This is a genomic window from Dactylosporangium sp. NPDC049525 (assembly GCF_040676755.1).
Taxonomy (GTDB): domain Bacteria; phylum Actinomycetota; class Actinomycetes; order Mycobacteriales; family Micromonosporaceae; genus Dactylosporangium.
Window position 1 is genome coordinate 49,272 of the sequence record NZ_JBFAPO010000010.1, and the last position, 25,227, is coordinate 74,498.

The 25,227-nt window shown below is 74.2% G+C and carries 26 protein-coding genes; 4 read left to right on the forward strand and 22 right to left on the reverse strand.

Going from position 1 to position 25,227, the window contains the following annotated elements:
• Positions 1-18 precede the first annotated feature (18 nt).
• The 4 genes from AB0K00_RS17210 to AB0K00_RS17225 all read right to left on the reverse strand — a co-directional run bounded on the left by AB0K00_RS17210 (position 19) and on the right by AB0K00_RS17225 (position 3,840).
• On the reverse strand, positions 19-702 hold the full coding sequence (locus AB0K00_RS17210) for an RNA polymerase sigma factor (RefSeq protein ID WP_363521743.1): 684 nt from the start codon (positions 700-702) through the stop codon (positions 19-21).
• Entirely contained in the window at positions 699-2,846 is a 2,148-nt protein-coding gene (locus AB0K00_RS17215; RefSeq protein ID WP_363521746.1) for a bifunctional polysaccharide deacetylase/glycosyltransferase family 2 protein, read from the reverse strand. Before AB0K00_RS17215 ends, AB0K00_RS17210 begins: the two co-directional genes overlap by 4 nt.
• A 3-nt stretch (positions 2,847-2,849) precedes the next feature.
• On the reverse strand, positions 2,850-3,260 hold the full coding sequence (locus AB0K00_RS17220; RefSeq protein ID WP_363521749.1) for a hypothetical protein: 411 nt from the start codon (positions 3,258-3,260) through the stop codon (positions 2,850-2,852).
• Positions 3,261-3,360: 100 nt separating this feature from the next.
• Positions 3,361-3,840, reverse strand: a complete 480-nt coding sequence (locus tag AB0K00_RS17225) for a DUF1772 domain-containing protein (RefSeq protein WP_363521751.1) — start codon at positions 3,838-3,840, stop codon at positions 3,361-3,363.
• A 60-nt stretch (positions 3,841-3,900) separates the two neighbouring features.
• Between AB0K00_RS17225 and AB0K00_RS17230 the strand changes: the two genes are divergently transcribed.
• Both AB0K00_RS17230 and AB0K00_RS17235 read left to right on the forward strand, forming a co-directional pair.
• Entirely contained in the window at positions 3,901-4,467 is a 567-nt protein-coding gene (locus AB0K00_RS17230) for a TetR/AcrR family transcriptional regulator (RefSeq protein ID WP_363521753.1), read from the forward strand.
• Positions 4,468-4,574: 107 nt separating this feature from the next.
• Positions 4,575-5,165, forward strand: a complete 591-nt coding sequence (locus AB0K00_RS17235; RefSeq protein ID WP_363521756.1) for a hypothetical protein — start codon at positions 4,575-4,577, stop codon at positions 5,163-5,165.
• Here the strand turns inward: AB0K00_RS17235 and AB0K00_RS17240 are convergent.
• From AB0K00_RS17240 to AB0K00_RS17255, 4 genes are all read right to left on the reverse strand, one after another.
• Positions 5,131-5,781 carry a hypothetical protein gene (locus AB0K00_RS17240; RefSeq protein WP_363521759.1) on the reverse strand — a complete coding sequence of 217 codons (651 nt, stop codon included), beginning with the start codon at positions 5,779-5,781 and terminating at the stop codon, positions 5,131-5,133. The genes AB0K00_RS17235 and AB0K00_RS17240 overlap by 35 nt on opposite strands.
• Before the next feature lie 124 nt (positions 5,782-5,905).
• Positions 5,906-6,301, reverse strand: a complete 396-nt coding sequence (locus AB0K00_RS17245; protein WP_363521762.1) for a VOC family protein — start codon at positions 6,299-6,301, stop codon at positions 5,906-5,908.
• Positions 6,302-6,371: 70 nt separating this feature from the next.
• Positions 6,372-7,103, reverse strand: a complete 732-nt coding sequence (locus AB0K00_RS17250; protein ID WP_363521765.1) for a sulfite exporter TauE/SafE family protein — start codon at positions 7,101-7,103, stop codon at positions 6,372-6,374.
• A 73-nt stretch (positions 7,104-7,176) separates the two neighbouring features.
• Positions 7,177-7,599: a VOC family protein gene (locus AB0K00_RS17255; protein WP_363521767.1), complete on the reverse strand. Its 423-nt coding sequence runs from the start codon at positions 7,597-7,599 to the stop codon at positions 7,177-7,179.
• A gap of 99 nt (positions 7,600-7,698) precedes the next feature.
• Between AB0K00_RS17255 and AB0K00_RS17260 the strand changes: the two genes are divergently transcribed.
• On the forward strand, positions 7,699-8,820 hold the full coding sequence (locus AB0K00_RS17260) for a YafY family protein (protein WP_363521770.1): 1,122 nt from the start codon (positions 7,699-7,701) through the stop codon (positions 8,818-8,820).
• 21 nt (positions 8,821-8,841) lie between these two features.
• Here AB0K00_RS17260 and AB0K00_RS17265 read toward each other — a convergent pair whose 3' ends face one another.
• From AB0K00_RS17265 to AB0K00_RS17275, 3 genes are read right to left on the reverse strand one after another with little or no spacing between them, the layout of a single operon-like run.
• On the reverse strand, positions 8,842-9,315 hold the full coding sequence (locus AB0K00_RS17265) for a hypothetical protein (protein ID WP_363521773.1): 474 nt from the start codon (positions 9,313-9,315) through the stop codon (positions 8,842-8,844).
• Entirely contained in the window at positions 9,312-9,914 is a 603-nt protein-coding gene (locus tag AB0K00_RS17270) for a sigma-70 family RNA polymerase sigma factor (RefSeq protein ID WP_363521776.1), read from the reverse strand. The genes AB0K00_RS17265 and AB0K00_RS17270 overlap by 4 nt, the downstream gene beginning before the upstream one ends.
• Positions 9,911-11,071 carry a S8/S53 family peptidase gene (locus tag AB0K00_RS17275; RefSeq protein ID WP_363521777.1) on the reverse strand — a complete coding sequence of 387 codons (1,161 nt, stop codon included), beginning with the start codon at positions 11,069-11,071 and terminating at the stop codon, positions 9,911-9,913. Before AB0K00_RS17275 ends, AB0K00_RS17270 begins: the two co-directional genes overlap by 4 nt.
• Before the next feature lie 83 nt (positions 11,072-11,154).
• Between AB0K00_RS17275 and AB0K00_RS17280 the strand changes: the two genes are divergently transcribed.
• Positions 11,155-13,791, forward strand: a complete 2,637-nt coding sequence (locus AB0K00_RS17280) for a CHAT domain-containing protein (RefSeq protein ID WP_363521780.1) — start codon at positions 11,155-11,157, stop codon at positions 13,789-13,791.
• Between the two features lie 108 nt (positions 13,792-13,899).
• Here the strand turns inward: AB0K00_RS17280 and AB0K00_RS17285 are convergent, their stop codons facing one another.
• The 11 genes from AB0K00_RS17285 to AB0K00_RS17335 all read right to left on the reverse strand — a co-directional run bounded on the left by AB0K00_RS17285 (position 13,900) and on the right by AB0K00_RS17335 (position 25,226).
• Positions 13,900-14,685 carry a hypothetical protein gene (locus tag AB0K00_RS17285; RefSeq protein WP_363521782.1) on the reverse strand — a complete coding sequence of 262 codons (786 nt, stop codon included), beginning with the start codon at positions 14,683-14,685 and terminating at the stop codon, positions 13,900-13,902.
• 2 nt (positions 14,686-14,687) lie between these two features.
• A complete protein-coding gene (locus tag AB0K00_RS17290; protein WP_363521785.1) occupies positions 14,688-15,140 on the reverse strand; it encodes a hypothetical protein in 453 nt (150 codons plus the stop codon).
• On the reverse strand, positions 15,140-16,201 hold the full coding sequence (locus AB0K00_RS17295) for a PASTA domain-containing protein (protein WP_363521788.1): 1,062 nt from the start codon (positions 16,199-16,201) through the stop codon (positions 15,140-15,142). Before AB0K00_RS17295 ends, AB0K00_RS17290 begins: the two co-directional genes overlap by 1 nt.
• A 14-nt stretch (positions 16,202-16,215) precedes the next feature.
• The gene (locus AB0K00_RS17300) at positions 16,216-16,689 is read right to left on the reverse strand and encodes a phage tail protein (protein ID WP_363521791.1); all 474 of its coding nucleotides are present in this window, start codon (positions 16,687-16,689) and stop codon (positions 16,216-16,218) included.
• Positions 16,676-19,246: a baseplate J/gp47 family protein gene (locus tag AB0K00_RS17305; RefSeq protein ID WP_363521794.1), complete on the reverse strand. Its 2,571-nt coding sequence runs from the start codon at positions 19,244-19,246 to the stop codon at positions 16,676-16,678. Before AB0K00_RS17305 ends, AB0K00_RS17300 begins: the two co-directional genes overlap by 14 nt.
• Positions 19,243-19,635 (reverse strand): GPW/gp25 family protein, encoded by a 393-nt coding sequence (locus AB0K00_RS17310; protein WP_363521796.1) that lies wholly within the window; start codon positions 19,633-19,635, stop codon positions 19,243-19,245. The genes AB0K00_RS17305 and AB0K00_RS17310 overlap by 4 nt, the downstream gene beginning before the upstream one ends.
• A gap of 85 nt (positions 19,636-19,720) precedes the next feature.
• A complete protein-coding gene (locus AB0K00_RS17315; RefSeq protein WP_363521798.1) occupies positions 19,721-20,059 on the reverse strand; it encodes a hypothetical protein in 339 nt (112 codons plus the stop codon).
• Positions 20,056-21,558, reverse strand: coding sequence for a phage baseplate assembly protein V (locus tag AB0K00_RS17320; RefSeq protein WP_363521799.1), 1,503 nt, complete (start codon positions 21,556-21,558; stop codon positions 20,056-20,058). Before AB0K00_RS17320 ends, AB0K00_RS17315 begins: the two co-directional genes overlap by 4 nt.
• Entirely contained in the window at positions 21,555-22,283 is a 729-nt protein-coding gene (locus tag AB0K00_RS17325; RefSeq protein WP_363521801.1) for a hypothetical protein, read from the reverse strand. The genes AB0K00_RS17320 and AB0K00_RS17325 overlap by 4 nt, the downstream gene beginning before the upstream one ends.
• A 1,218-nt stretch (positions 22,284-23,501) precedes the next feature.
• Positions 23,502-23,993: a phage tail protein gene (locus AB0K00_RS17330; protein WP_363521804.1), complete on the reverse strand. Its 492-nt coding sequence runs from the start codon at positions 23,991-23,993 to the stop codon at positions 23,502-23,504.
• Positions 23,994-24,005: 12 nt separating this feature from the next.
• On the reverse strand, positions 24,006-25,226 hold the full coding sequence (locus tag AB0K00_RS17335) for a phage tail sheath C-terminal domain-containing protein (RefSeq protein ID WP_363521807.1): 1,221 nt from the start codon (positions 25,224-25,226) through the stop codon (positions 24,006-24,008).
• Position 25,227: the final 1 nt, after the last annotated feature.

Here is a 25,227-nt window from a genome sequence, read left to right on the forward strand (position 1 = left end):
TCATTCCGGTGCCACATCTCAGGTGCCTCTCGGGGATTCGCCGGTCGGTCCGTCCGGGGTGCCGCGGGCCGCTTGGACCTGCGGGTTCGCGGCCAGCCGCCGCAGCCCTCGCATGGCGGCGACCCGTACCGCACCCGGCCGTTTGCCCAGGACCTTCGCCGCGCCGGCAACGTCGAGGCCGGCCACGACGCGGAGCATGACCGCCTCGGCCTGGTTGGCGGGAAGCGTCCTGATCAGCTCGAGCGCCCATTCGGTGCCGTGCAGCTCGAGCACGTCCACCAGCGCGTCCTGCACCGGGTTGGCGTCGCGGAGCGGATCGATGGTGTCGTGCGGCTCTTCACGGCGGCGCCAGGCCCGCCGGTTCTCGTCGATGCCGCGGTGCCGTGCGATGCGAAACAGCCACACCCGGAACGCCGTCGCATCCCCGCTGAAGCGGGACAGGTCCCTGGCCACCTGGAGCCAGGTCTCGGAAGCGACGTCCTCCGCCGCGTCGCCACACACGACCCGCAGGTAGCGCAGGATCGCTGGTTGCAGGGAGCGCCACAACGTCGTGAAGCCCGACGCGTCGCCGTCAGCGGCGGCGCGCAGTGCCGCAGCGAGGTCCTCATCCGGCAACGGCTGGATTCCTGTCGTGCGTCGCCGCGGCCCGCACACCGCCGCCGCGCTGGGTGGCCGGCTGTTCACGGCTGGCACGGCGGTCATCGGCGCGACTGCAGCGATGGTGCGTCCCGGCGCTGGGACGGTTGTCCGGGCACCGCGGTGGTTGCCAGGCCCGTGCGTGCCATCGCCTGCCACCGTTGCCGGCCGCCGAGGAGGGCGGCGACGGCGGACTGCACGACCACCAGGTAGAGCAGCTGGCGGTAGACGATCTGCTGCAACGGCACGGTCCACAGCGGTGCATAGGATTCCCGGTCGAGTCGTAGCGCGTAGGCGGTGGTCAGCACCTGCAGGCCGGTGAAGCCGCACCACACGGCGGCGATCTTGGCGGCGGGCAGGAAGAACAGGCCGTAGATGCTGTAGACGTCGACCAGCGGCGCGGTCAGCGGCAGCAGCACCTGGAACAGCAGCAGGTAGATCAGGCCGCGCCGGCCGAACCGCCCGGCACTGCCCCGTTCCGTCAACGCCCGGCGGTGCTTCCACATCGCCTGCAGGGTGCCGTAACACCAGCGGTACCGTTGCCGCCACAGCTGACGGAGGGTCGCCGGTGCTTCGGTCCACGCGATCGCCCGGTCGGCATAGACGGCCCGCCACCCCGCTCGCAGCACGGCCATGGTCAGGTCGGTGTCCTCGGCGAGCGTGTCGGGCGGCACGCCACCGACGTCGATGAGTGCCTGCCGGCGGAACGCGCCGATCGCACCGGGAATGGTGGGCATGCACTCGCCCAGGTCGAACATCCTGCGGTCGAGGTTGAACCCGACCACGTACTCCAGGTGCTGCCACCGCCCGAGCAGCCCCCGCCGGTTGGCGACCTTCGTGTTGCCGCTGACTGCGCCGACCCCGGGATCGGTGAACGGCTGCACGAGCTGCCCGACCGCGTCGGGCTCGAACACGGTGTCACCGTCGACGAGGATCAACAGCGCGCTGCGCGCTGCCGCGACCCCGGTGTTGAGCGCGGCGGGCTTGCCGGCGTTGCGCTGCCGGATCAGCCGCACGCCCGGCAGCCGTAGCCCCTCGACGATGGCGGCGGTGGCGTCGGTGGAGCCGTCATCGACGACGATGACCTCCAGCCCGGGGTAGTCGTTGGCGAGCAGCGACCGGACCGTCGCGGCGATGTTCGCCGCTTCGTTGAACGCCGGCACGATGACCGACACCGGCCCGAGATACCGCGCCCGGCCGCGCAACCGGCGTGCGCGCCGGCCGTGCACACCGGCGGCCAGCACCTGCAGCACAAGGCGGAGCACTGCCAGCCCGGTGCCCAGCATCAGCAGCCAGAGCAGCAACGTGCTCAACCAGGCGGCGACCGACTGCGTCCAGCGCAGCGCCACTCCCCGGGCGGTCACGTCGAAGGTCGCCGCCGGCGGCGCCGGCAGGCCGAGCCCCTCGGACACCGTGACGAAACGGACGCCCGGCGCCCCGGTCAGGATCCGCCGGGTCGCTTCGAGCGTCTGCGAACGGTCACCGCCGCCGTCGTGGAGCATGACGACCGCACCGGTGCCGTCCTTCGGCTTGGCCGCCGCGACGATCGCGTCCACGCCGGGCCTGCGCCAATCGTCGGTGTCCTGGTCGGTGAGCACCGCGAGGTAGCCTGCGGCCCCGGCCGTCCTCAGCGCGGCGAGGTCCGCCGCGGTGACCGCATCGGCCGTCGAGGAGTAGGGCGGGCGCATCAACTGGGTGGTCCGGCCGGTCGCCGCCGCGATCGCGTTCTGCGTGAGACTCAGCTCGAGTCGCTGCCGCCACGCGGGCACCGCCGCCAGCTCGGTGTGCGTGTAGGTGTGCACACCGAGTTCGTGACCCTCGGCCACGATGCGCCGGACGAGATCCGGGTACTGGTTCACCTTCGAACCGATGACGAAGAATGTGGCGTGGGCCCGGTGCTGTCGCAGCACGTCGAGGATCTGTGGCGTCCATCGTGGGTCCGGCCCGTCGTCGAAGGTCAGCGCCACGGCCCCGGCGGGCAGCTGCGCGCGCTGCACGGTGCCGTCGGCCGCGATCCGCAGCACCGGGCCGGTGCCGGTGAGCGGCTCGACCGCGGGGAGGGCCGGTCGGTGCGGGGTCGCGGCGGTCCCTTCTCCGCCGGCGTGGCTGACATACCCGTGCAGGCACAGTTCCGCGAGGAGGATGAGGCTGCCGAACAGCAGCAGGAGCCAGTGTGCACGGGGAGGCCGGCGTGAGACGTGTCGCGCCATTGCCTACGTCGACCTGCTCGGCCTGTTGTTGCCCGGATGCGTCTTGTCATGTTTGCCGGGCGAGGCCGGCGCCGACGTGGGGGTCGCCGATTGGCGGGCGCTGCTGGTGGCCGGCGGGGCGCCGGCCGGCTGCCCCGGACGCGAGGTCGGCGAGGCACGGCGGGACGGTCCGGTCGATTGGGCGCCGGCGCCGTCCACACCACCGTGCGTGGCGCGCTGCCCACCCTGCGGCAGGCCGGGCAGCGGCACCGGCGAGGAGCCCATCAGACCTGCGGCCAGCAGCACGCCACCCATCGCGAGCACGACGCCGAAGGCGGCGCCGAACGCGGTGATCAGCCGCCGGCGCCGGCCGCTGCGATCGACGAACACAGGGTCGGCCGGTATGCCGGCACCACCCTCAAACGCTTCCCGCACTGATGTGTCCCTTGAGCGATACGTTCTGGTCGTATCAAGGAGCGGAGGACCCGCGGGCGCTGTTACTTGCCCCCCCCGTGGTCGGAGGGCGGCCGGTGTCTCAGCGGCCGGCGAGGGCGATCGTCAGGCAGAAGCCGATGAGAGCGGTGCCCTGCAGGACCGTGCGGAGGGTGATGACCGAGTCCCAGCGTGCCTGCAGTGACCGGGCGTTACCGGGGGTCTCGCCGGCGTCGCTGGCGGCGATGAGCACCTTGTTGATCGGCAGTGAGATGCGGTTGAAGATGACCAGCCAGGCCAGCAGCAGCACCAGGCCGGCGGCCGCGGTCAGGCCGGCGGCGGTCCAGCCGGCGATCAGGGCGCTCACTGTGGTCAGGGCGGCGGCGACGACGCTGAGCACGCCCGGCACGGGCAGGCGCTGGCCGCCGAGGCGGTGGCTGCGGCCGACGATCTGGACCATGGCGTGGTCGTCGATCTCGGCGTACGCGGGGCGCAGCACGAGGGCGGTGAGCGTGTCCGTGCCGAAGATGACGGCGGTGCAGACCGCGGCGACGATGGCGCAGGCGATGGTGAGGGCGAGCATCGGTGGCTCCTTCGGTGAAATCTAGCGGTGCTAGGAATCTAGCACTGCTAGTATCTGGTTGTGAAGCCACCCACGAAGGCCCAGCTCGCCCGGGCGGCGCGGCGGGACCGGATCGTCGCCGCCGCCCGCGAGATCGCCCAGGTCGAGGGCTGGGGCGCGGTGACCGTCCGGCGCCTGGCCGACGCGATCGCGTTCAGCCAGCCGGTGCTGTACAGCCACTTTCCCGACGGCCGCGACGGCATCGTGCGCGCGGTCGCCCTCGAGGGCTTCACCCACATCGCCGCCGCGCTCGCCGGCGCCGGCCCGGACGTTCCCGCGCACCTCCGGCTGCGACCGGTGGCCGAGTGCTACCTGGCGTTCGCCCAGGAGCACCCGGCGGTCTACGAGGCCATGTTCTCCGGGCCGACCGACCTGGCGTTCGCCACGCCGGCCGCGCCGGAGCAGCTGCGGGCGGGCTTCGCGGCGCTGGCCGCGGTCGTCGGCGGCGACGAGACCCGGGCCGAGACGCTGTGGAGCGCGCTGCACGGCCTCGCCGACCTCGCCCGCCACGGCCGCCTCCGCCCCGGCCGCGAGCCGGACCGCCTCACCGTCCTGGTCGAGCTGTTCGCCGGGCCCGCCGCCGGGTGACGAGCGTGTTCAATGGCATTCCAAGAAGGCATTCCAGGAAGGCCAGGGCGGACAGTGCACGCCGCGTGCGCCACGCCCGGCGCACGACGACGGCAGGAGACGTTCGGATGCGCAAAGCCGGCGCCGGCAGCAGCGGCATGACCATGCAGCGCAAATACGACCGGCTGGCGAGGGGCGAGTTCTTCGAGCCGGTCGTCGAGGTCGCGACCGCCTACGTCACCGCGGCGATCGTCGACGCGGCGAAGAGCGAGGGGGAGTACTGGGCGCTGTCATGCCTGCCGGGCACGACCCCCGGGCGGTTGTCGGCGCTGACCATGCGGGCCACCGACATTGTGGTCATCTATCAGGTCCTGCCGAAGACGCCCGGCTCGCCGGTCGACGCGTTGATGATCGTCGAGAAGTCCACATTGGAGTCCGGGTTCGGCCGGCGTACGGTAGCGCAGGAGCGGTATCCGCACCTGCAGTTCGTGGACTCGGACTACTACGGTGCGGGTGAGGACCAGATGATGGTCCGCGGGCCCTACGACGAGATCGCCGCGGTGCTGCAGGATCCGGTGGTGGCCGAGGCGGCGCAGGCGCTGGCGCAGCGGGTGATGGGCTCGGGCCGGGTGCTGTTCGCCCGCGGCCACAACCGGATCCTCGCCGATCACGCCCTGGGCCGGGCTACCTCGGCCACTGGGCATCGTGCTGACGGGTGATGAAGACGTAGGTGTATTCGTCGAGGATCTTCGCCAGCGACACGCCGGGGCGGCCGAGGAACGCGGGCAGCTCGGCGTCGTCGACGCCCGCCTCGGCGACCAGGGCCGCGGCCCAGGCGCGCCCGAGCGTGAGGTGCCGGGTGTAGGCCGCGCCGTCGCGTGCGCCGTGCAGGGCGACCGCGATGGCGGCGTCCCACGGCATCACGGTGTCCGGGCGCAGCGCATAGAGGGCCTTGGCGGCCGCGGTCGGTCCCAGCGTGCGGCTGGGTCCGGCCGGTGCGGCCGCCAGTGCGGCGTAGGCGGTGCCGAGTGCGGTGAGGTCGTCGTCGCCGGCCAGGCGTAGCGGTCCGGCCGGCAGGGTCGCGCCGAAGGCGTCCCACCAGGCGGCCAGCCCGTCGTCGAACAGGTCGGGTTCGCCGTCGCGCGGATACCGGATGCGGCAGCCCCACGAATTGAGCCAGCGGTGCAGCAGCCGGCGGTGGTCGGCCCGGCCGAGGTCCGCGCCTGGCACCGTCTGCGCGACGAACTCGTGCCAGGTCCGGTCCGCGTTCGCATATCCGTTGAAGACCTCGACGGAGTGCGCAAGGCGCTCCAGGGTCGGAGCCACCAGGGTCACGCCGCCGATGCTACCGGCACCGGGGCCGACGACTCGTCACGGTCGAGGCCGAGTCGCATCTCCCGGTCGTGTTCGTCCCGGGTCGACACCTGGTGTCGGCGGTGCTGCTTTCCGCTCAGTCGCTTCAGACGCCCGGCTCCGGTTCGAGGAACTCGAGCCGGTTGCCCAAGGGGTCGAAGGCGTAGAAGCGACGATGGCCGGGGAAGTCGCCGTCCCAGTCGACCGTGACGCCGGCGTCGGTCAGCCGTTTGGCCAGCGCGTCGATGTCGGCGACCAGGAGGCCGGGATGCGCCTTGCGGGCCGCGGTGAACTCCTGCTCGACGCCGAAGTGCAGCTCCAGGGCGCCGCTGCGGAACCAGCAACCGCCGCGGGCGGCGAGCGCCGGCGGCTTCTCGAGCTCCGTCATGCCGAGGATGTCGCCGTAGAACGCCCGGACCTGGTCCTCGGCACCTGGTGGGATCGCCAGCTGGGTGTGGTGCAGACCATTGAACGAGTACGGCGGTGCTGGCAGCGCGCTCACGGGCTCCCTTTCCTGACGACACGGCCTGACGACACGTCCTGACGGCACGTCTTTCTGGCGGCACGCCGGCTCACAGTCCGGCCAGGAACAGCCCGCCGGCCACCACGAGTCCAGTCTCCACCAGGATGACGAACACCGTGTCGCTGATCCGCCCGACGAGCTTCTTGCCGACCCAGGCGCCCAGCAGGGCGGCCGGGGTCAACGCGACGCCGTACAGCAGCACCTCGCGGGTCAGCAGCGCGCCCGCCCCGTAGCCGGCGATCTTGGACAGGTGCAGGACCAGCGCGCTGGCCGCCTCCGTGCCAATGTACGCCGCTCGGGTCAGCCCGTACGCCAGGAAGAACGGGGCGGTGAGCGGGCCGACGGAGCCCAGCAGCGCCGAACCGAGCCCGGACGACGCACCGACCGCCGCGAACGCGCCGGCCGGTGGACGCCGGGGACTCGGGTCGAGCCGCCGCCAGAGCACCATCGCGATCAGGAGCCCGCCGAGCAGCCGTTTGAGCGGGCCCAGCGGCGCCTGTGCGAGCAGCAGCCCGCCGCCCACGGCGAACGGCACCGCGCCGAGGGCGAACCAGCCGACCAGCGGCCAGTGCAGGTCGCGGCGGTTGAGCCAGGCGCGGGATCCGTTGCTCGACAGCTGGGTCAGCGTGAGGATCGGCACCGCCACCCGCAGCCCGAACAGCGCCGTGAACACCGGCAGCAGCAGGACCCCGCCACCGAACCCGGCGACCGCGGACAGCACCGCCAAGGCGAACGTGGCCCCGGACGCGGTGGCAAGGGTGACGAGCTCGTGACCAGACACCCGCAGAGCCTCACACGGCGCGGCGGGTGCCGCCCAGGCCGCCGGCCACGAGGACCGACCGGCCGGCGGGGGATCAGCCGGTGTACTCCACGGCGACGTCGAGCACCCAGGTCACGCCGAAGCGGTCGCGGAGCATGCCGTAGAGCGGGGCCCAGCCGGCCGGTCCGAGGTCCTGGACGACGGTCGCGTCCTGGGACAGGCCCTTCCAGTGGGCGGTGATCTCGTCGGCGTCCTTGCCGCGGACGGAGACGAAGACCGGCTTGTCGCCGGGGCTGTAGGACTGGTTGCCGGGCACGTCGTAGGCCATGACGTGGAAGCCGTTGCCCGCCTGGACCTGACCCCACATGACCTGGTCTGCCTCGGCCGGGTCGGAGACGCTGTGGGCGTCGGCGTAGGTCACCAGGGTGAGCCGGCCGCCGAACACGGACTGGTAGAACTCCAGCGCCTGGCGGGCGTCGCCGCGGAAGTTCAGGTGGGTCGTGGTGGTGATGCTCATGACGGCTCCTGTCGAGGCATGCGTTGACCTGGGTACGCGACCAAGATTCGCAAGCGTAGGTGCCAGGGTGTGGCACCTACTCCGGGCAGAATCGGATGCGTGCCGAAGACCTCCGCCCGACTGCTGGCGCTCTTGTCGTTGTTGCAGGCCCGCCGGGACTGGCCGGGCGGGCTGCTGGCCGAACGCCTGGACGTCAGCCTGCGCACCGTGCGCCGCGACGTGGACCGGCTCCGCGAGATCGGGTATCCCATCGCCGCCGTGAAAGGTCCCGACGGCGGCTACCGGCTCGGCGCCGGTGCCGAGCTCCCGCCGCTGCTGTTCGACGACGAGCAGGCCGTCGCCCTCACCGTCGCCCTGCAGGTCGCCGCCACCACCCCCGGCAACGGTCTCGCGGAGGCCGCCGCGCGGGCGTTGACCACCATCCGGCAGGTCATGCCCACCCGGCTGCGGCACCGCGTCGACGCCCTGCGGGTCACCGCGGTGCAGCGGCCGAGCACGACGGCCGCGCCGGTCGACGGCGGCGTGCTCCTGGCGATCAGCGCGGCCGCCCGCGCCCACGAGGTGCTGCGGTTCGACTACGGCGCTGGGACCGGCGCCGGGACCGGCGATAGGACCGGCGCCGGGACCGTGGACGGGCCGCCGCGGCGCGCCGAGCCGCATCACGTCATCACCTGGGACGGGCGCTGGTATCTGGTCGGATGGGACCTCGACCGCGGCGACTGGCGCGTCTTCCGCGCCGACCGGATCGTCCCGCGCACCCCGAACGGCCCCCGCTTCACCCCACGCGCGCTGCCCGGCGGAGACGTCGCCGGTTACGTCATCGGCAAGTTCCGCGGCTCCGCCGACACCTCCGGCGGCTGGCCCTGCCAGGGCACGGTGATCCTCGACCTGCCCGCCGCCACCGTGGCCAGCTACACCCGCGACGGCGTCGTCGAGGAGCTCGGCCCCGACCGCTGCCGGGTCACACTCGGATCGTGGTCGTGGCCCAGCCTCGCCGCCGCCGTCGCCCGGTTCGACGCCGACATCGAGGTGGTCGGCCCCGAGGACCTGACGCACGCCTTCGCGCACCTCGCCCGCCGGTTCACCAGGACCGTGGCCGCCGCGTCGCCGCCACCAGCAACGCCAACCCGTTCGACAACCCGGCGAACTTCGCCGCCGACACCACCTGGTCCGTCGACGGCCCCTGGGCGCCGTAGCACCCGACCCGGCGCCGGCGAGTGATCGATCCGCCGGCGCCGCAGGTCAGGTGAGGAACGTGGCGGTGCTGACCGCGGCGGTGTCCGGGTCGGCCGGGCCCCACCGGATGCGCAGCGGGCCGACCGGCAGGTCCGGCACCGAGAAGCGGCCGAGGCGGTCGGTGGCGCCGGACCACTCGCCGCCAGCGTGCCGGACGTGGACCGGGGCCACGACGGGCCGGCTCACCTGGCCGACGAGACGGACCCGGGTGCCGTCGACGATGACCTCGACGTCGATGACGGTGTCGCCGCTTTCGAAGCTCAGCAGCCGCGGCTGGCTGTCGTCGGGGTCGGCGCGCACCCCGGCGGCGACGCCTGCCACGGCGCTGTCCAGCAGCAGCGCGGCCAGGGCCGTGTCGGGGTCGCGCCAGGCGAGGCCGGCCGACGCGGCCTGGAGCAGCCCGGCGGGGACGGGGTCGGCGGCGACGAACATCCGCGTCACGGCCTCGCCGAGGTCCTCACCCGAACGTGGGTGCGTCATGCCTGCCTCCGTTCACCAAGAGTCCGCTGCCCCGTCGGGCCTGACACCGACGGCTCGCCGGTGAGCAGGCCGCGGAGCGTCTCCAGGCACCGGGCGCGGGTCGGGCCGATGCTGCCGACCGGCATGTCCAGTGCCGCGCCCAGCTCCGCGTAGCTGGGCGCCGGGTGTGCCCCCATGGCCCGCAGCAGCCGCCCGCACCGCTCCGGCAGCCGCTTCACGGCCTGCCACAGCAGCCGGTGCTCCTCCGAGCGCAGCGCCTCCTCCTCCGGCAGGTCCGTGGTGGAGGGTGCCCGGTCGAGGTGCTCGGCGACGTCGGCCGGTGATTCCCGGCCGCGCCGGCGCAGCATGTCGATCGCCTCGTTGCGGGCGGTCGTGGCCAGCCACGAGCCGAGACCGTCGCCGTTGCGGATCTGGCCGAGCTTCTCCACCAGCCGGAACCAGGTCGCCTGGAACACGTCGCTGGCGTCGGCATCGTTGAAGCGGAAGCTGCGCGCGACGGCCCAGACCAGTCCGGAGTAGCGGGCCACAAGCGCGTCCCAGGCTCGCTGGTCGCCGTCTGCGGCTTCGATCAGGGCGATGGTCGGATCGAATGCCGTCACAGCACAGCAGCGTACCCGCCGATCGATCGAGGCGAGGATGACGTCACCTGCTTCGCCGCCGAAATCACGTTTCCGGTGGATGCGGTGTGCTCGGCGATCAGCGCGACCACGTGCGGGGTCGCGAACGACGTGCCGCTCCACGCGGCCCAGCCGGTGCCGTAGTCGGGGTGGTGGATGTAGGTGCTGACCACGTCCGCGCCGGGCGCGGCGAGGGTCACCCACGGGCCGCCGTTGCTCCACGGGCACAGCACCCGCCCGTCGTGGGCGGCGACCGCGATGACCTGCTGCCGCCACGGCACGCCGGCGCCGGCGAACCCGGCGGGCCAGAACGGCCGGTCGGTGACGCCGTCGTTGCCGGCCGCGGCCACCACGACCCGGTCCCGGCCGAGCAGGAACCGGTTCAGTGCCCAGCGCAGTAGCACCGGCGGCTCGCCGTCGACGGTGTACGCCCCCAGCGACAGGTTCAGCACGTCGACGTCGGTGAGGGCGGCGATGCGCAGCGCCAGCTCCAGCTCGGTGCCGACCCCGAACGTGTCGAGGACCTTGACGATGCGGACCTGCGCGTGGCGGGTGCCCTGCAGGATGACCCCGGCGATGAAGTTGGCGTGCCCGACGTCGGAGTCGATGATGTTGTCCCGGTCGACGTCGACGTCGGTCTCCACGTCGCTGAGGCCCACCCGGTACAGGCTGACCGGCAGCGGACTGTCGGCCCACACGCCGGTGTCCATGACCACGACGCGGGCGGCGCCGTCGCCGGCGGGGGACTGCGGGATCGCCGCGGCCGCCGCCGCGACCGGCCGGCCGAACGGCCCGCCCTGCTCGAACGGCGAAGCGAGCAGCACATGGTTGGGCCCGGCGGCGCCACCGTCGGACGCCCGCTCGCGGGTCCGCCGGGTCGCGCGGATCGCGTCGAGGCCGGGCGCCCGCAGCCGCCGCACCCCGGGCAGCGGCTCGTCGGTCGTCACCTCCGCGGCGCGGTGCCCGAGGCCCTCCACGACCCGCCGGGCGTCGTCGTAGTGCTCGTCGACGACGAGCAGCTCGCCGCTGACATAGCGGACCGGCTGCCCGCCGGTGGTTTCGGTGCCGAGCCACTGCAGGCCGGCCAGGTGCGCCGCCCGCCGCTGCCGCCAACGCTCAAGGCGCCGGGTCTGGTCCACGCGTCCACCTTCGAAGTCAGTCATGTTCAACGTGACGTTCGAGTGACACCGCCGATACGTCGGGTACACGACAGTTCCCGTCGATGGCAGGATCGGCGATTGTGAACCCGCAGTCATCCGCGCTGACGTTGGCGACCCGGGCCGTCGAGGCGGTCGCCGCCGACCCGGACGAGGCCCGTGCCCTGGCCGTGGCGGCCCTCGCCGCGACCCGGCGGGCGAAGGACCCCGACGCGACGTCGGTGGCGCACCGGGCGCTGGGGCTGGCCGCGCGCTCCGCCGACGACGCGCAGGCCGCGGCCCGGCACCTGCGCGCGGCGCTGCGGGTCGCGCAGCGGCACGACCGGATGACCCTGGCGGCCGAGGCGCGGATGAGCCTGGCGCTGGTCCTGGACGACCTGGGCCGGCCCGCCGCCGCGGTCCGCGAGATCGACGTCGCGCTGCGCAGCCTGCGCGGGCTGCGCCGGGGCCGGGCGGTGATGCAGCGGGCGCTCATCCTTCGCCGGCTCGGCCACGACGAGGAGGCCATGGCCGGTTACCGGTCGGCGCTGCGGGTCTTCCGGCGCGAAGGCGACCGGCTCTGGGAGGCTCGGGCCCTGAACAACCGGGCGATCCTGCACAGCTACCACGGCAGCCAGCGCCTCGCCGCCGCCGACCTCGGCGCCGCCGCCGCCATCTACGCCGACCTGGACCTGCCCACCGCGGCCGCCCAGGTCCAGCACAACCTCGGGTTCATCGCCGCACAGGCCGGCGACGTCCCGCTCGCCCTGGCCCGATACGAGCGGGCCCGGGTGGTGCTGACCCGCGCGGCCGGGCTGCCCGTCGAGGCCCTGCTCGACCTCGCGGAGCTGCTGCGCTCCGCCCGGCTGCTGCCGGAGGCGCAACAGGCGGCCCAGGACGCCGTCGACATCTGCCGGCGCGGCCGCCTCGACACCTTCCGCGGCGAGGCGGAACTGCTGCTCGCCCGGATCGTGCTGGCCCGGGGCAGCGCCGCCGAGGCCCGTGACGCGGCCCGCGCCGCGCGGCGGGCGTTCACCGCGCAGGGACGGCTGCTGATGGCGGCGCGGGCCCGCGCGGTGGAGCTGTGCGCGGTCATCGGCACCGGCCGGGCGGACCGCGGCACGCTGCGGGCGGTCCGGGCGGTCGCGGCGGAGCTGACCGCCGCCGGTTGGCTGCTGCCGGGCTGCGAGTCGTGGCTCGACGCCGCACAGCTCGCCCTTGCCGTCGGTGACGGGCCCGGCGCCGCGGAGAGCCTGGCGCGCGCCGCCGGCACCGCCCGCCGCGGCCCGGCCGCGCTGCGGGCCCGTTGGTGGCATCTGCGGGCGGTCGCGAGCCTCGCCGGCGGTGACGCACCCGCCGCGGCCCGCTGCGCCGACGCCGGGCTGCGCGAGTTCGAGGCGCACCGGGCCAGCCTCGGCGCCACCGAGCTGCGGGTCCGCAGCGGCGGCACCGTCGCCGATCTGGCCGCGTTCCGGCTGCGGCTGGCCGTCACGCATGAGCCGGCCGAGCAGCTGCTGCAGTGGTCGCAGCGGTGCCGGGCCGCGACCCTGTGGCTGCCGCCGGCGCGGCCCAGCGGCGACCCGGTGATCGCCCGCGACCTGGCCCGGCTGCGCCGCGTCCACGCCGACCTGGCCGCCGCGCCGATCGGCGCCGCGCACACCGGCCGGCTCCTGCAGCGCCAGCGCGACCTGGAGGAGCAGGTGCGCCGCCGGTCCTGGCAGGCGCACGGCACCGACGAGGCGACCGCCGCGGGCCCGCCGCTGGACGTGCTCACCGCGGCGCTGGGGGACCTGGCGTTCGTCGACCTGCTCGCCGTCGATGCGTGCCTGCATGCCCTCGTCCTGGTCGGCGGCCGGGTCACGCACCGGCCGCTCGGCCCGGTCCAGCCGGTCCTGGACGAGCTGGACGGGCTGCGGTTCGCGCAGCGGCGGCTCGTCACCGGCCGCGGCCACCGCGCCTCGGCGACCCTCGCGGCCGAGCACGCCGCCGCCAACCTCGACCGGATGCTGCTCGCCCCGCTGGACGACCTCGTCGGCGACCGTGACCTGGTGCTGGCCCCGACCGGGCAGCTGCAGGCGCTGTCGTGGTCGCTGCTGCCGCGCTGCCGGGGCCGGGCCGTGCGGGTCACCCCGTCGGCGGCGACGTGGTGGCGGGCGCACCGCACGCCCCGCCCGACCGGCCCGGCCGTGTTCGTCGGTGCCGCCGACCCGCCGCAGGCGCTGCGGGAGGTCACCGGGATCGCGGCGGTCTCGCCCGGCTCGCGGCTGCTCGCCGGGCCCGGCGCGGTCGTCGCCGACGTGCTGCGCGCCCTGGACGGCGCCGGCATGGGGCACATCGCCTGCCACGGCCAGTTCCGCTCCGACAACGCCCTGTTCTCCGCGCTGCGGCTCACCGACGGCCCGTTGACGATGTACGACCTGTCGGTGCTGGACCGGGCCCCGGGCACGCTGGTGCTGTCCGGCTGCGACACCGGCCTGTCCGCGGTGCACCCGGGTGAGGAGCTGCTCGGCCTGACCAGCACGCTGCTGCAGCTCGGCACCCGCACCGTCGTGGCCAGCACCGGCCCGGTCGACGACGCGGCCACCCGGACCCTGATGACCGACTTCCACAAGCGGCTCGGGACCGGGTGCACCGAGGCGGCCGCCCTCGCCGCCGCCCAGCTCGCCGCGGACGGCGACGACCGCTACAGCAGCGCCGGGTTCGTCTGCTACGGGGCCGGCTGAGCGGTTGCGGCCGGGCGCGGGTGGCCCGCCAGGTGCCGGGGCAGGCAACGCTCGCCTGTCCCGCCGGGCACGTGCCGTACACCAGGCGCCGACGCTGACGGCAGCGCCTCAGGTCGCCGGCAGTGCGGCGGCGGCCGCGGTGGTGCGGGCGGTGTCTGCGGTGGCGCGGGCCGCGGTGACGATGCCGACGACGGCACCGACGAGCAGGACCACGGCCCAGATCAGCGCGACGATCCCCACCACGATCCCGGCGACCGCGTCGGTGATGCTGACCAGCACCCCGGGCACCAGGCCGTGCAGGAACGTCACCACCACGTTGCACAGCAGCGAGCTGAGCGTCAGCAGCACCAGGCCCTTGTTCTGCAGGAACCTCGGCTGGGCGGCGACCAGCGAACCGGCGAAGACCAGCTTGAGGAACATCAGCAGCGACAGGATGACCGTGGCCGTCCCGCGGGGGAACGAGCCGAACAGGATCAGGTAGGCGATCGTGCCGAACGGGAACGCCAGCAGCAGCGCGACCATGAGCACCAGCTTCGCCACCGCGAGCAGGATCAGCCCGATCGCGGCCAGGATCAGCAGGATCGCCACGACCAGCGTCACGACGCCCTGCAGCCGCCCGTGCAGCCGTGGCGGCACGACCAGGCCCGCCGCCATCAGCGCGACGGTGAACAGGGCCGCGAAGTCCAGCAGCGCCAGGTAGGGGATGCCCACCCCGGACGGGCGTTCGACGTGCCCGCCGGCCGGCACCTGCGCGCCGAGGGCGGCGGCGTTGTCGGTGAGGGCGGAGCCGGCGTCGAAGCCGCCGACCAGCAGCTGCTCGCCGAGCTCGACGCAGACGACCAGGGCCATGGCGACCAGGGCGACGATGAAGAAGGGGGTTCGGAGGCGTTCCATGGCTAGTCCTCCCGCACGAGGGTGAGGGTGCAGGTGCGGTCACCGGCACAGATGAGGTCGATGTCGGTGGCGGTGTCACCGACGGTCACCGTGACGGTGTCGCCGGCCTTGGCGTCGCTGCGCACGAGCGTGTCCTGGCCGGGGGCCGGGGCCTGCACGCCGACGTCGCTGTCGGTGCGCAGGCGGACGGTCCGGCGGCCCTTGCCGGCGGCGGCGACCTTCAGCACGCAGGTGCCGTCGCGCACGACGAATGTGTCACCGGCGCGGCAGGCGGCGCTGAGGTCGGCCGGGTCGGCGGCCGGGGTCTTGGCGAACTTGGCGCCGAACCACTCGACGAGTCCGCCCGGATGCCGCAAGGCGTCGCCGTCGTCGTCCGGGCCGTTCACCGCGGCGCCGGCGAACAGCGCCGTCACCACGGCGAGGGCCGCGATCGCGAGCTTCGTCTGGCGGTCCATCACGGCACCATCTGGGCGGGCAGCACGACCGCGGTCGGGCCGGACCCGCCGAAGTCGTCGACGGCAGACACCGTCCAGATGAACGCGCCGGTGGTGCTCACGATCGCGTTCGCCGGGGCGAGACCGAGCGCCTGCGCGGCCCGCAGCGACGGTGCGTAGGACTTGGTGTCGGTGCGGGTCCACACCACCGGCAAGTTGAGGCAGCTGTACGGGATGGCGCCGCCCTGCACGCACACCGTCTCGGACATCGACAGCAGCCAGCGGGTCACGTATGCCTCCGGCTGCTCCCAGACGAGCCTGCCGTCGATCTGCTTGAGCTTCTCGTTCGGCGGGGTCTTCAGCACCGGCGGGGACAGCTTCACCGCGACGACCAGGTCGACGGCGGTGCCGGCGGCGACGGTCTTGGCCGCCGCGACGCTCTGCTCGATGACCGTGTCCGGCCGGGACGGGTCCTGCTTGTGCTTGATCGTGCCGGCGACCAGGCCCGCCTGCTTGAGCGCGAACAGCGCCTGGGTCTCGTTCAGCCGGGCCAGGTCCGGCACCGGGACCGGCCCGGACGTCGGGGCCGCGGCCGTCGCCGACGCCGCCGGCAGCGCGGTCTTGTCCTCGCCGCCGCCGAGCGTGAGCACGAGGGTGACCGTGACGACGGTGATGACCACCAGCGCCGCGGCGATCGCGATGATCCACCACGGGATCCGGCGTTTCTGGGGTGCGGGCGGGGCCGCGACGTCGAAGACGACCCGGCCGCTGAGCACCGAGGACTCCTCCGGTGCGGAGTCCGCCGAGTAGGCGCGGCCCTGCACCTCGTAGGCGCCGGGCCGGGCGTCCGCCGGGACGTGGACCTTGAGCAGGAACGAGGCGGACGCGGCCGGCAGGACCCGGCGCTGCGGTTCGTCGACGGTGAACCAGGATCCGTCCGCGTCGGTGCCGGGCACCGGCTCGAACACGACCCGGTCCGCGGCCTTGCCGGGATTGGTGACGGTGAAGGTGGTGCCGCCCTGCTTCGCGTCGTCCAGGACGATGCGTTCGGCGGCGGTCGTGACGACCCACTTCGTGGACATGACAAGGGCTCCTTCTAGGGAATTGAGACGGTGACGGCGGCGGGTTTCTCCTGCTGCACCACCAGCCGGATCAGCGGCAGCTGGTCGCGGGCGCCGGCGGGGACCCGCACGACGACGTGGAACGGCTGGTCCGCGGGTTCCTCGACGGCGAACCCGGCCACGCCGGTCACCGTCTCCAGCAGCGCGCACAGGCCGGCCCCGGTGCCTCGGCTGCGGGCCAGTTCGCCGGCGCGGGCGATGAGGTCGCGCTGCCGGCCGGATGGCAGCGACCGTCCGATGTGGTCCATTGCGACGCACCGCAGGAGGAACGGCAGGAACCCTTCCGGGGCCCGGTACGCGGCGAAGAGTTCGTCGACGGCGGCGAGGCGCCGTTCGGTCGGCGCGTGCATGGTCTCCATGACGTCCAGCAGCGCCACCAGGACGCTGCCGGGCTGCGCGGCGGCCTGGTAGACCGCCGGCAGGAGCCGCGCGATGTCAGGCTGTCGCACTGGCACGCACCACCTCGACGTCGTGCTCGCCGGAGCAGAGCAGCCAGGTCGGCGGGATCGTCACCGGCTGCCGGGTCTCCCGGTCGGCGGTGAACGTCCATGCCTTGGCGTCGTCGCTGCGGTACACGCCCCGCGGCCCGCCGGCGAGCACGGGACCGTCCTGGCCGTTCAGGGTGCCGGTGGCCAGGGACGCGACCGGTTCGAACCGGGTCCGGTCCCGCAGCGGCAGGCCGCCGTTGACGTTGGCGGCTTCCCATTGCGGGGTCTTGCTGGCGGTGTCCAGTCGCAGGACTCCCGCGCTCTGCGTCGCGGCGAGCACCGCCGTCCCGGCGAAGTCGAGGTCCCAGCAGGTGCCGCCGGTCCAGCCGGCGGCGAGCTGCTCCCAGCGCACGTCGGCCTCGAACAGCCGGGCCCGGTGGCAGCCCTGCCCGGGGCGGGCCGGGTCGGACTCGCCGGCGCCGATCCACAGCACCGTGCTCGGCCCGTCGTACTGGATCTCGATCGCCCGGGCGTCGACGCCGCGCAGCCCCACGTGGCTGAACGTGCCGGCGGTGCCGCTGTCGGTGGACAGGTACACGCCGTATTTGGCCTGGGCGGCGAGGACCACGCCGTGGGCACCTCGTTCGGACACGAACGAGCGGACGCCGGAGAAGCCGCGGCCCGGGTCGGTGTTGTCCACGAGGACCTGCAGCGGCACCGCACCGGGCTCGGCCGGCACCTCGTACAGGCCGGCGTCGGTCGCGCAGAGCAGCGTCGCGACGCCTTCCCGGTCGACCCACGCGACGTCGGCGATCGCCGGCTCCAGCGCCGCGACCAGCACCCACGTCTCGCCCAGGTCGGTGGAGACGTGCAGGGCGCTGGCCGCGTCGGCGGTGCGGGTGACCGCGGCGACCAGGCCGGGGCGGGCGGTGATCCCCGGCCGGTTCGGCGCGGGGGCCGCGACGACCCGCCGGACCTCCTCGTCCGGGAACCGCCCGGCCGGCTCCCAGCCGGCGCCGCCGTTGGTGGAGCGGAACACGACCTCGCCGCAGCCGGCGTACCAGGTGCCGGCCTGGAACCGGTCGGCGACCACCGAACGGACCATGCCGGCGGGTGCCTCGTCGACCACGAACCGCACGTCGTCGACGTAGCGCACGCCGGGCTCCGCGGACTCCAGCATCCGGTAGACGTTGGAGGCGCGCAGCGGCTCACCGAACGCCCAGCCGGTCTGCGTCATCGGCGTCGGCAGCGGGCTGATCGTCGCGTACAGCCGGTCGTTGATCCGGCGGCGGACCGCGTCGACGTCCTCGTGGTCGCCGACCACGACCCGGGCCCGCACGGACACCGGCTTGTAGCGGGCCCACCCGGCCACGACCCTGGTCCCGAGCGCCCGCCGGGCCTCCAGGTCCTGCTGGGTGAGCAGCCGCACGTCCTCGCCCTGCACCTCCTGGAGCTTCGCCACCGGCAGCCGCCAGTCGGGCCGCGACTCCGCGCCGACGTGCGGGACGAGGACCACCTCGACCTCGCCGGGCCGGGCGAAGGACCACATGGTGCTGCGGGTGAACGCGGTCGCCCGGGCCACCGCCGCCGACGCGGCCGTGGCGAGCAGCTCGAAGTCGCGGGCGGTCACCGCCCGGCGCAGCGCAAAGAACTCATACGGGCCGCGGGTCAGCGCGGCGTCGACGGGCTCCAGGTCCCGGCCGCCGAACGCGGGCTTCGCGTTGCCGACCCGCACCCCCGGCACCGGGTCCCGCAGCGCGGTCACGGTGCCCGCGGCCACGTTGCCGGCCGCGCCGCCGCCGACGCGATACCAGATCCGCACCTCCCGGCCCGCCGCCGGCACCGCCGCGACCGCTGCCCCGCCCGCGTCGACGGCCGGCGCGAACGTGACCGTGCCGGTGCTGCGGTCCAGCTGGTAGACCAGCGCGTCGGACGGTACCCCGGCGAATCCGGCGACCGGCTGCCAGATGACGAACGAACGGCCGTCGTGCTCCCGTGCCGGGACGCCGTCACCGACCTCCTCGGCCGGAGTCTGCACGCCGAGCATCACGTCGAGGTGCTCGGTGGTCGTGACGATCGGCGCCCGTGCCGTGCGCAGCACCTGGCCCGGCCTGCCGGTGCCGAGGCCGAGCAGCTCCGCGGCGACGGGCTCGCAGTGGTGCGCCCGGACCGTGACCTCGGTCTGGCCTTCGCCGAGGACCGCGGACTCGGTGGTCACGAACACCACCGGCTGCGGGTCGGCGCCCTGCGTGGCGGCGGCCCTGGTGCCGGCCGGGATCGTGATCCGGGCCGGGTCGCCGCCGGTGCGGGTGAACGTCAGCTCTGTCCACGCCGCCGCGGGCGCGTGCCGGGTGATGCCGAGCAGGTTCAGGAACTCGATGTAGGCCTTGTCCGGCAGCCGGTTGAGCCGGTACAGCAGGACCTCGGTGAGGTGCGCGAACACCTCGACGAGGGCGATGCCAGGGTCGTGCACCGACAGGTCGGTCCAGCCGGGGCAGGAGCGGGCGATGCGGTCGCGGGCCTCGCGGACGAGGTCGGTGAACGTGCGGTCGTCGAGGTTCGGGATCGGCAGGGTCATGACAGGCTCCCGTCTGCCGCGGGACTGAGGTCCAGCGGGATGTCGAGGACGGCGGCGGTGAGGGTGGCGCGGACGCGGTACCGCAGCTGGATGTTGAGCCGGGTCGCCACGTCGGGGTCGGCCGCGGCGTCCAGCGACACGATCTCCGCGCGCGGCTCCCACCGCTGGACCGCCTGCCGGACGTAGTGCACGGCGAGGCCGGCGGTGGTGTGGTCGTTGGGGGCGAACAGCAGCCGGTTGAGATGGCAGCCGTACTGCGGCCGCATCAGCCGCTCGCCGGGCGTGGTGGCGAGCAGCAGCAGCAACGCCTGCCGGACCGCGGCGTCACCGTCCACCATGGACAGCGACCCGGCCGCGGTGAGCGCCGGAGCGAACCGGATCGCTCTCATGCCGTCACCTCCGCTGCGCTCCGGCGCCGGCATGAGCTCAACCTGTCATGCCGATTCGCGGCTCCTGCGCTGCGCTCCGGCCCGCTCATGCGTCTGCCCCCACGAACGTCTGCCCTGGATCGCGGACCGTGTAGTGCACCGTGCCGGGGACCGTGCCGTCGGTCAGTCCGTCCACACTGGACAGTGCGACCCGGTCGCCGTCGACGCGGATCCAGGTGCTGTACCCGGACTGCACGGCGAGGGTGGTGGTGCACGGCTTCATGGTCGGGCCGATGTTGGGGCAGCCGGTGACCGCGCGGCCCTGCGGGTCGTCGTCGACGAGCACGTCGTCGCCGCCGACGGTGACCCAGTGCTGCGACGCGACGTTCTGCACCCGGCCGTCGTGGCCGCAGCGCACGACCGCCCGCACCGTCACGAGTTTCATGTCAGACCTCCGGGGACAGCGATGATGGCGTGCTCGAAGTCGACCGAGCGGGCCTTGACCGTGATGCCGTGCCCGGGCGCTTCCAGGACCAGGTCGGTGGCGGCGTGCAGCCGCACCACGTCGGGCGCCAGCTGCAGGTAGCTGCCGTCGGCGGTCTCCACCCGCAGGGACCGTTCGGTGTCGTCGACGACGATCGACTGCCCGTGCGCGGTGCGCATCGACCAGCGCTTCACCCCGCCGCCGGTCACCCCGGCGCCGTCGGGTGCCTTCGTGGTGCCGAACAGCGAGCCGAGCACGACCGCGTCGCCGGACGCGTCGTGCGGCAGCGCGACCAGCACCGAGTCGCCGACGTCGGGCAGCAGCACCAGGCCCTTGCCGTCGCCGGCGCCGGGCACCAGCAGCGACACCCAGCCGGCGTCGAGACCGCCGTGCGCCTGCAACGCCACCCGGACCCGGCCGCAGCCGTCGGGGTCGTCCACGGCGGTCACCCGCCCCAGCGTCAGCGATGTCGCGGACCGGGTCACCTCCCGCGCCGGCGGCCGGGTCGACACCGCCGCCAGGTAGCCGTCGGCGTCCACGGTGGACACCACCTCGGTGAGCACGTAGGTGCCGTCCAGCGCTGGGGCGACCCCGCGCACCGTGATCCGGCGCCCGGCCCGCAACCCCGCCGAGCCGGCCGCGACCCCGTCCAGGGTCACCGCCCGGGCCGCGCTGGCGTCCAGGGCGCCCTGCGCGACGGCGCGGAGTTCCTCGGCGGTCCGCGCCGACTCGTCGACCAGCGTCAGCGGCGCGGGGCTGTCCGGGCGCAGCTTGATGTCGCGGCCCTGGCGCGGCTGGCCGGCGGTCTCCGTGAACGCCGCCGCCCGCTGCGGATGCCAGCCCCGGGCCTCGCAGCGCGCCGCGAGCCGGTCGATGCCCGCGGCCACCTCGACGTGGTGCAGGTCCCGGCCGTAGCGCAGCGCGACCGGCTCGCCGTACCCCTGCAGGGTCAGCACCCGCAGGTCGGCACCGTCCAGGACGGCGAACAACCCGACCCGGCTCAACGTGTCCGTCAACAGCTGCAGGTCACGCTGCCGGTGCTGGACGACCCGCTCGAACCGCGGCCCGTCACCCCCGCCGACGACGCGCACCCCCGGCAGGTCCCCGGCGACGGCTTTGGCGAGGTCTTCCGCGTCGAGGTGTTCGAAGGACCGCACCGTCTGCCGGGCCCGCAACCGGTGCAGCAGGTCATACCCGGTCACCCTGGTCTCGGTGGTGCCGTCCGCGGTCCGGGTCAGCCCCACGCCGGTCACCTCACCGGTGAACAGCGGCCCGTCGTCCCCGGCCACCTGCACGACGAGGGCCTCGCCGAGCAGGTCCAGGGCCCGGCCCTGCGGGTCGTCCAGGGTCAGCTCGCACTGCGACGGCTGCGACAGCCGGCTGGTGACCCGCACCCCGACGACCCGGCAGCCGTCGGGGAGTGCCCTTTCGGCGGCGGTCACGTCCACCGCGGGGATCACGTCGCACCGCCCTGCGCCGGCACCGACAGCACCCGGCCCGGCGCGACCGCGAACGGGTCGTCGACACCGTTGTGCTCGGCGAGCTCCCGCCACCGCATCGGGCTGCCCAGCGACTCCGCGGCCAGCAGGTCCATCCTGGCACCGGCGCTGCCCTCGGCGGTCGTGCCGTCGCCGAGCGCCTGCACCGCGGCGGGCGCCGTGACCGGTGCCGCCCCGGCGCCGGTGCGGGCCAGCTCCTCGTCGAAGTCGCCGGCGCCGGTGTGCTTCGGCTCGTCGACCCGCACCAGCTTCAGCCGCATCCACGACCGTCCCGGCGCGCCGGTGGAGCCGAACGCGTCGAAGCGCTCCGCGATCGCGGCGATGACCCCGGGCACGTTCCACGACCGGCCCCACACCAGCCGGATCAGCGGCGGCCGGACCGCGCCGAACTCCTCCGCGGAGTTCTCCGCCAGGTTCCACAGCTTCGCCGTCAGCTCCCGAACGTCCTGCGGGGCCGATCGCGACTCGACCAGGGCGACGTCGAACACCATGTCCAGCAGCAGTTCGGTGCGGCCCCCACCGGTGAACCGCACCGGGTCGTCGGTGCGGCCGCGCCCCACGAGCCGCTCGTCGCCGGCGAGGGGCGCCCTGATCCCGGCGAGCCGTTTGACCTCGAACGTCTCGGGGTTGAGCAGGCAGTCGATCCGCTCGCCGGTGTCGTCGACGACGAACGCTACGCGTTCCATGGCAGTCCTCGCTGTTCCTCGTCGAGCCGGCGGATCCGGCCCTCGCTGCCGCGTCGCGGCGTGACCCGCCACTGCGGGGTGTCGTCCGGCAGTTCCGGCCACCGCATCGGTGCCCGGGTCGTCGTTGCGGCCGGTGTACGGCGGCCCTGTGGCGGCCACACCTCGTGCCGCCCGTCCTCGTCGCCCGGCGCGTCCCGTGCCGGTTGGACCGGCGCGCCGCCGGTGCCCTCGCCGTCGAGGCGCGGCCAGCGCCCGGTGCCGATGACGTGCTCCTGGACCGGGTGCGGTCCGGCGGGCGGCCGTGCGTGTTCCCGCCGGGCCTGCGGTGGTTGCGGCGCACTGCGCGCCCGGGTGGGCTCGGGTGTGGCGTGGTTCGGGGGAGTGGTGCCTCGTGAGATGGGCGCTGTCGGAGCGGCTTGTGGTGGAGCGGCTTGTGGTGGAGCGGCTTGTGGTGGAGCGGCTTGTGGTGGAGCGGCTTGTGGTGGAGCGGCTTGTGGTGGAGCCGGCTCCCACGCGATGCGGGCGGAGTCCGGCAGGTCGGGCCACCGGAGCACCACTGGGCCGGGGCTGCGTGTCACGGTGCCCGGTGCCCGGTCGGGGCGGCGGACCGTCGTCGGATTCGTTGCCCCGCCGGGGACATCTGGGGCGGCTGTCCGGACTTCGGGAGCCGCCGGGCGCGGCCGCGGCACGGCGGGTGCGACCGCCGCGTCGTCGGTGTGATCCCGCGGTGCCGTCGCTCGGGCCGGCGGGTCCGGGTGGACCTGCGGTGCCGGGCGAACGGGGGCCGGCACGGCACACTCCTCCGCAAAGGGGGAGTGTGCCGCCCGGTCCGCTGCCGCAACGGGGGTAACGGCAGGCGGCTTCCCGCCCTGGGCACCAGGCCCAGGCAGCTGTGCGGTGGTGTCGTGGCGCGGACCGGTCGCGGTCCGCCCATGGTGGGGCCGTGGCGTCGCAGCACCACCGTCCTGTGTGGACGGTCGAGCGACCGGCGCCGGGGTGGCCGGGCCGGGGGGCCGTGCCATGGGTGGCGGTGTGGCCCTCAGCAGGTGCGGTGCGCCCTGCCGGACCGTCCTCAGCCAGTGCTCCGGCGCCCCGGGCACCGACCGCTCCCCGGCGCCCGGGGCGGCGTCGAGGGCGGTCGGTGCCGGGTCGGGGGCGGGCCGGGCGGCGACCGCCGCGGCCCGCGCCGAGGCCCACCGCAGGCAGCCGGCGAGCAGGTTACGCAGCCGCCGCGGTGCCACCGCCGGCCTCCCGCTGCAGTCCCTCGTGCGCGAGCACCAGGGTCTCGATGGCCAGTTCGCGGCTCATGGCGTCCAGGGGCGCGCCGTACCACTCCTGCGGCCAGGCGTTGATCAGGTTCCAGCGCAGTACTTCGGCGACCCCGGCGGCGTCGAGCATGACGATGGAGACGTTGCGGCGGTTGACCTTGCCGTCCACGGCGGTCATCAGCCAGTTCCACAGGTCCGCGGAGTTGGTCAGGCCGAAGCGCAGCGTCACCGGCGGATACGTGACCCGGCCCGGGATGGCCCGCACGACGCTGTTGTTGCCGGCCTCCCGGTAGGAGATCCGTTCGACCTTGACGCCGAGCCCACCCACCTCGGTGAAATGGCCCTCGGTGACGTTGTTGATGAGGAGCTTGAAGTTGTAGGCGCGATACGGGTCGACCCAGTTGCCGGGCTGCGCCGACGGGGTCGGGACGGGTGCGGTCATCGAGGTGCTCCCTTACTGGGCTTCGGTACCGATGGAGGACTGGCTGAGCTTGAACACGACGAACTCGGCCGGCTTCACCGGCGCGACCCCGATCAGGGCGACGACCTGGCCCGCGTCACGGACCTCGGCGGGGTTGGTCTCCGCGTCGCACTTGACGAAGAACGCCTGCTGCGGGGTCGAGCCCATCAGCGCACCGTCGCGCCAGACGCGGGTCAGGAACGCGCTGATGTCCCGGCGGATCGAGCGCCACAGCTGCTCGTCGTTGGGTTCGAACACGATCCAGCGGGTGCCGTCGCCGATCGACTCCTTCAGCATCGAGAAGAGCCGGCGGACGTTGAGGTAGCGCCACTCCGACGCCTCGGCGGCCAGGGTGCGGGCGCCCCAGACGCGGATGCCCTCGGACGGGAAGTACCGGATGCAGTTGACCCCGGCCGGGTTGAGCAGGTCCTGCTCGGCGCGGGTGACGCGGTACGCGAGGTCGACCGCGCCCCGGACGGGCTCGTTCGCGGGTGCCTTGTGCACGCCGCGCAGGCCGTCGTTGCGGGCCCAGACGCCGGCGACGTGCCCGCTCGGCGGGGTCGTCACGACGTCGCCGTTGAGCGGGTCGCGGACGACCAGCCACGGCAGGTAGAAGCTGCCGTAGTCGCTGTTGCGGGGGCGCAGGCCGCCGTCGTCCAGGGTCGGCGGGGTGGGCGGCGGCTGCTGGCCGTCCTTCTCCGGTGCCTTCGGCTTCTTCGGCGCGGGGGCGGTGGCGACCCGCACGAGCCGTTCGACGTCGGTGATCTCCTCCGGCGGGTCCAGGATCGCCATCCGGTCGCCGAGGTTCTCGCAGTGCTTCAGCAGGTCCTCGTGCGACAGCACGTCGGTGTACCCGGGTGCGGCGACGATCGCGATCTCGTCGATCGCCTCCAGCAGGCCGAGCCCGGAGCGGGTGCGGCCGACGCCGGCGATCGGCTCGCCCGGTGCGATGTTGACGATGTAGCAGCGGCCGCCGCCGTTGTCGAAGAACCCGTACACGGCGCGGGACAGCGGGGTACCGGCGGGCTCGTCGTTGCCGGCGAAGATCCGCAGGAACTCCGACCAGCTGCCGACGGCGACGGCCTCGTGGCGCCGGGCGTCGCGGTCCGGTGCGGTGCCGACGAAACCGGCGGTGCTGGTGCCGACCGCACCGATGGGCCGGGCACCGCCGCTGACCTCTTCGACGTACACGCCGGGAGACGCGTAGTAGGGCATG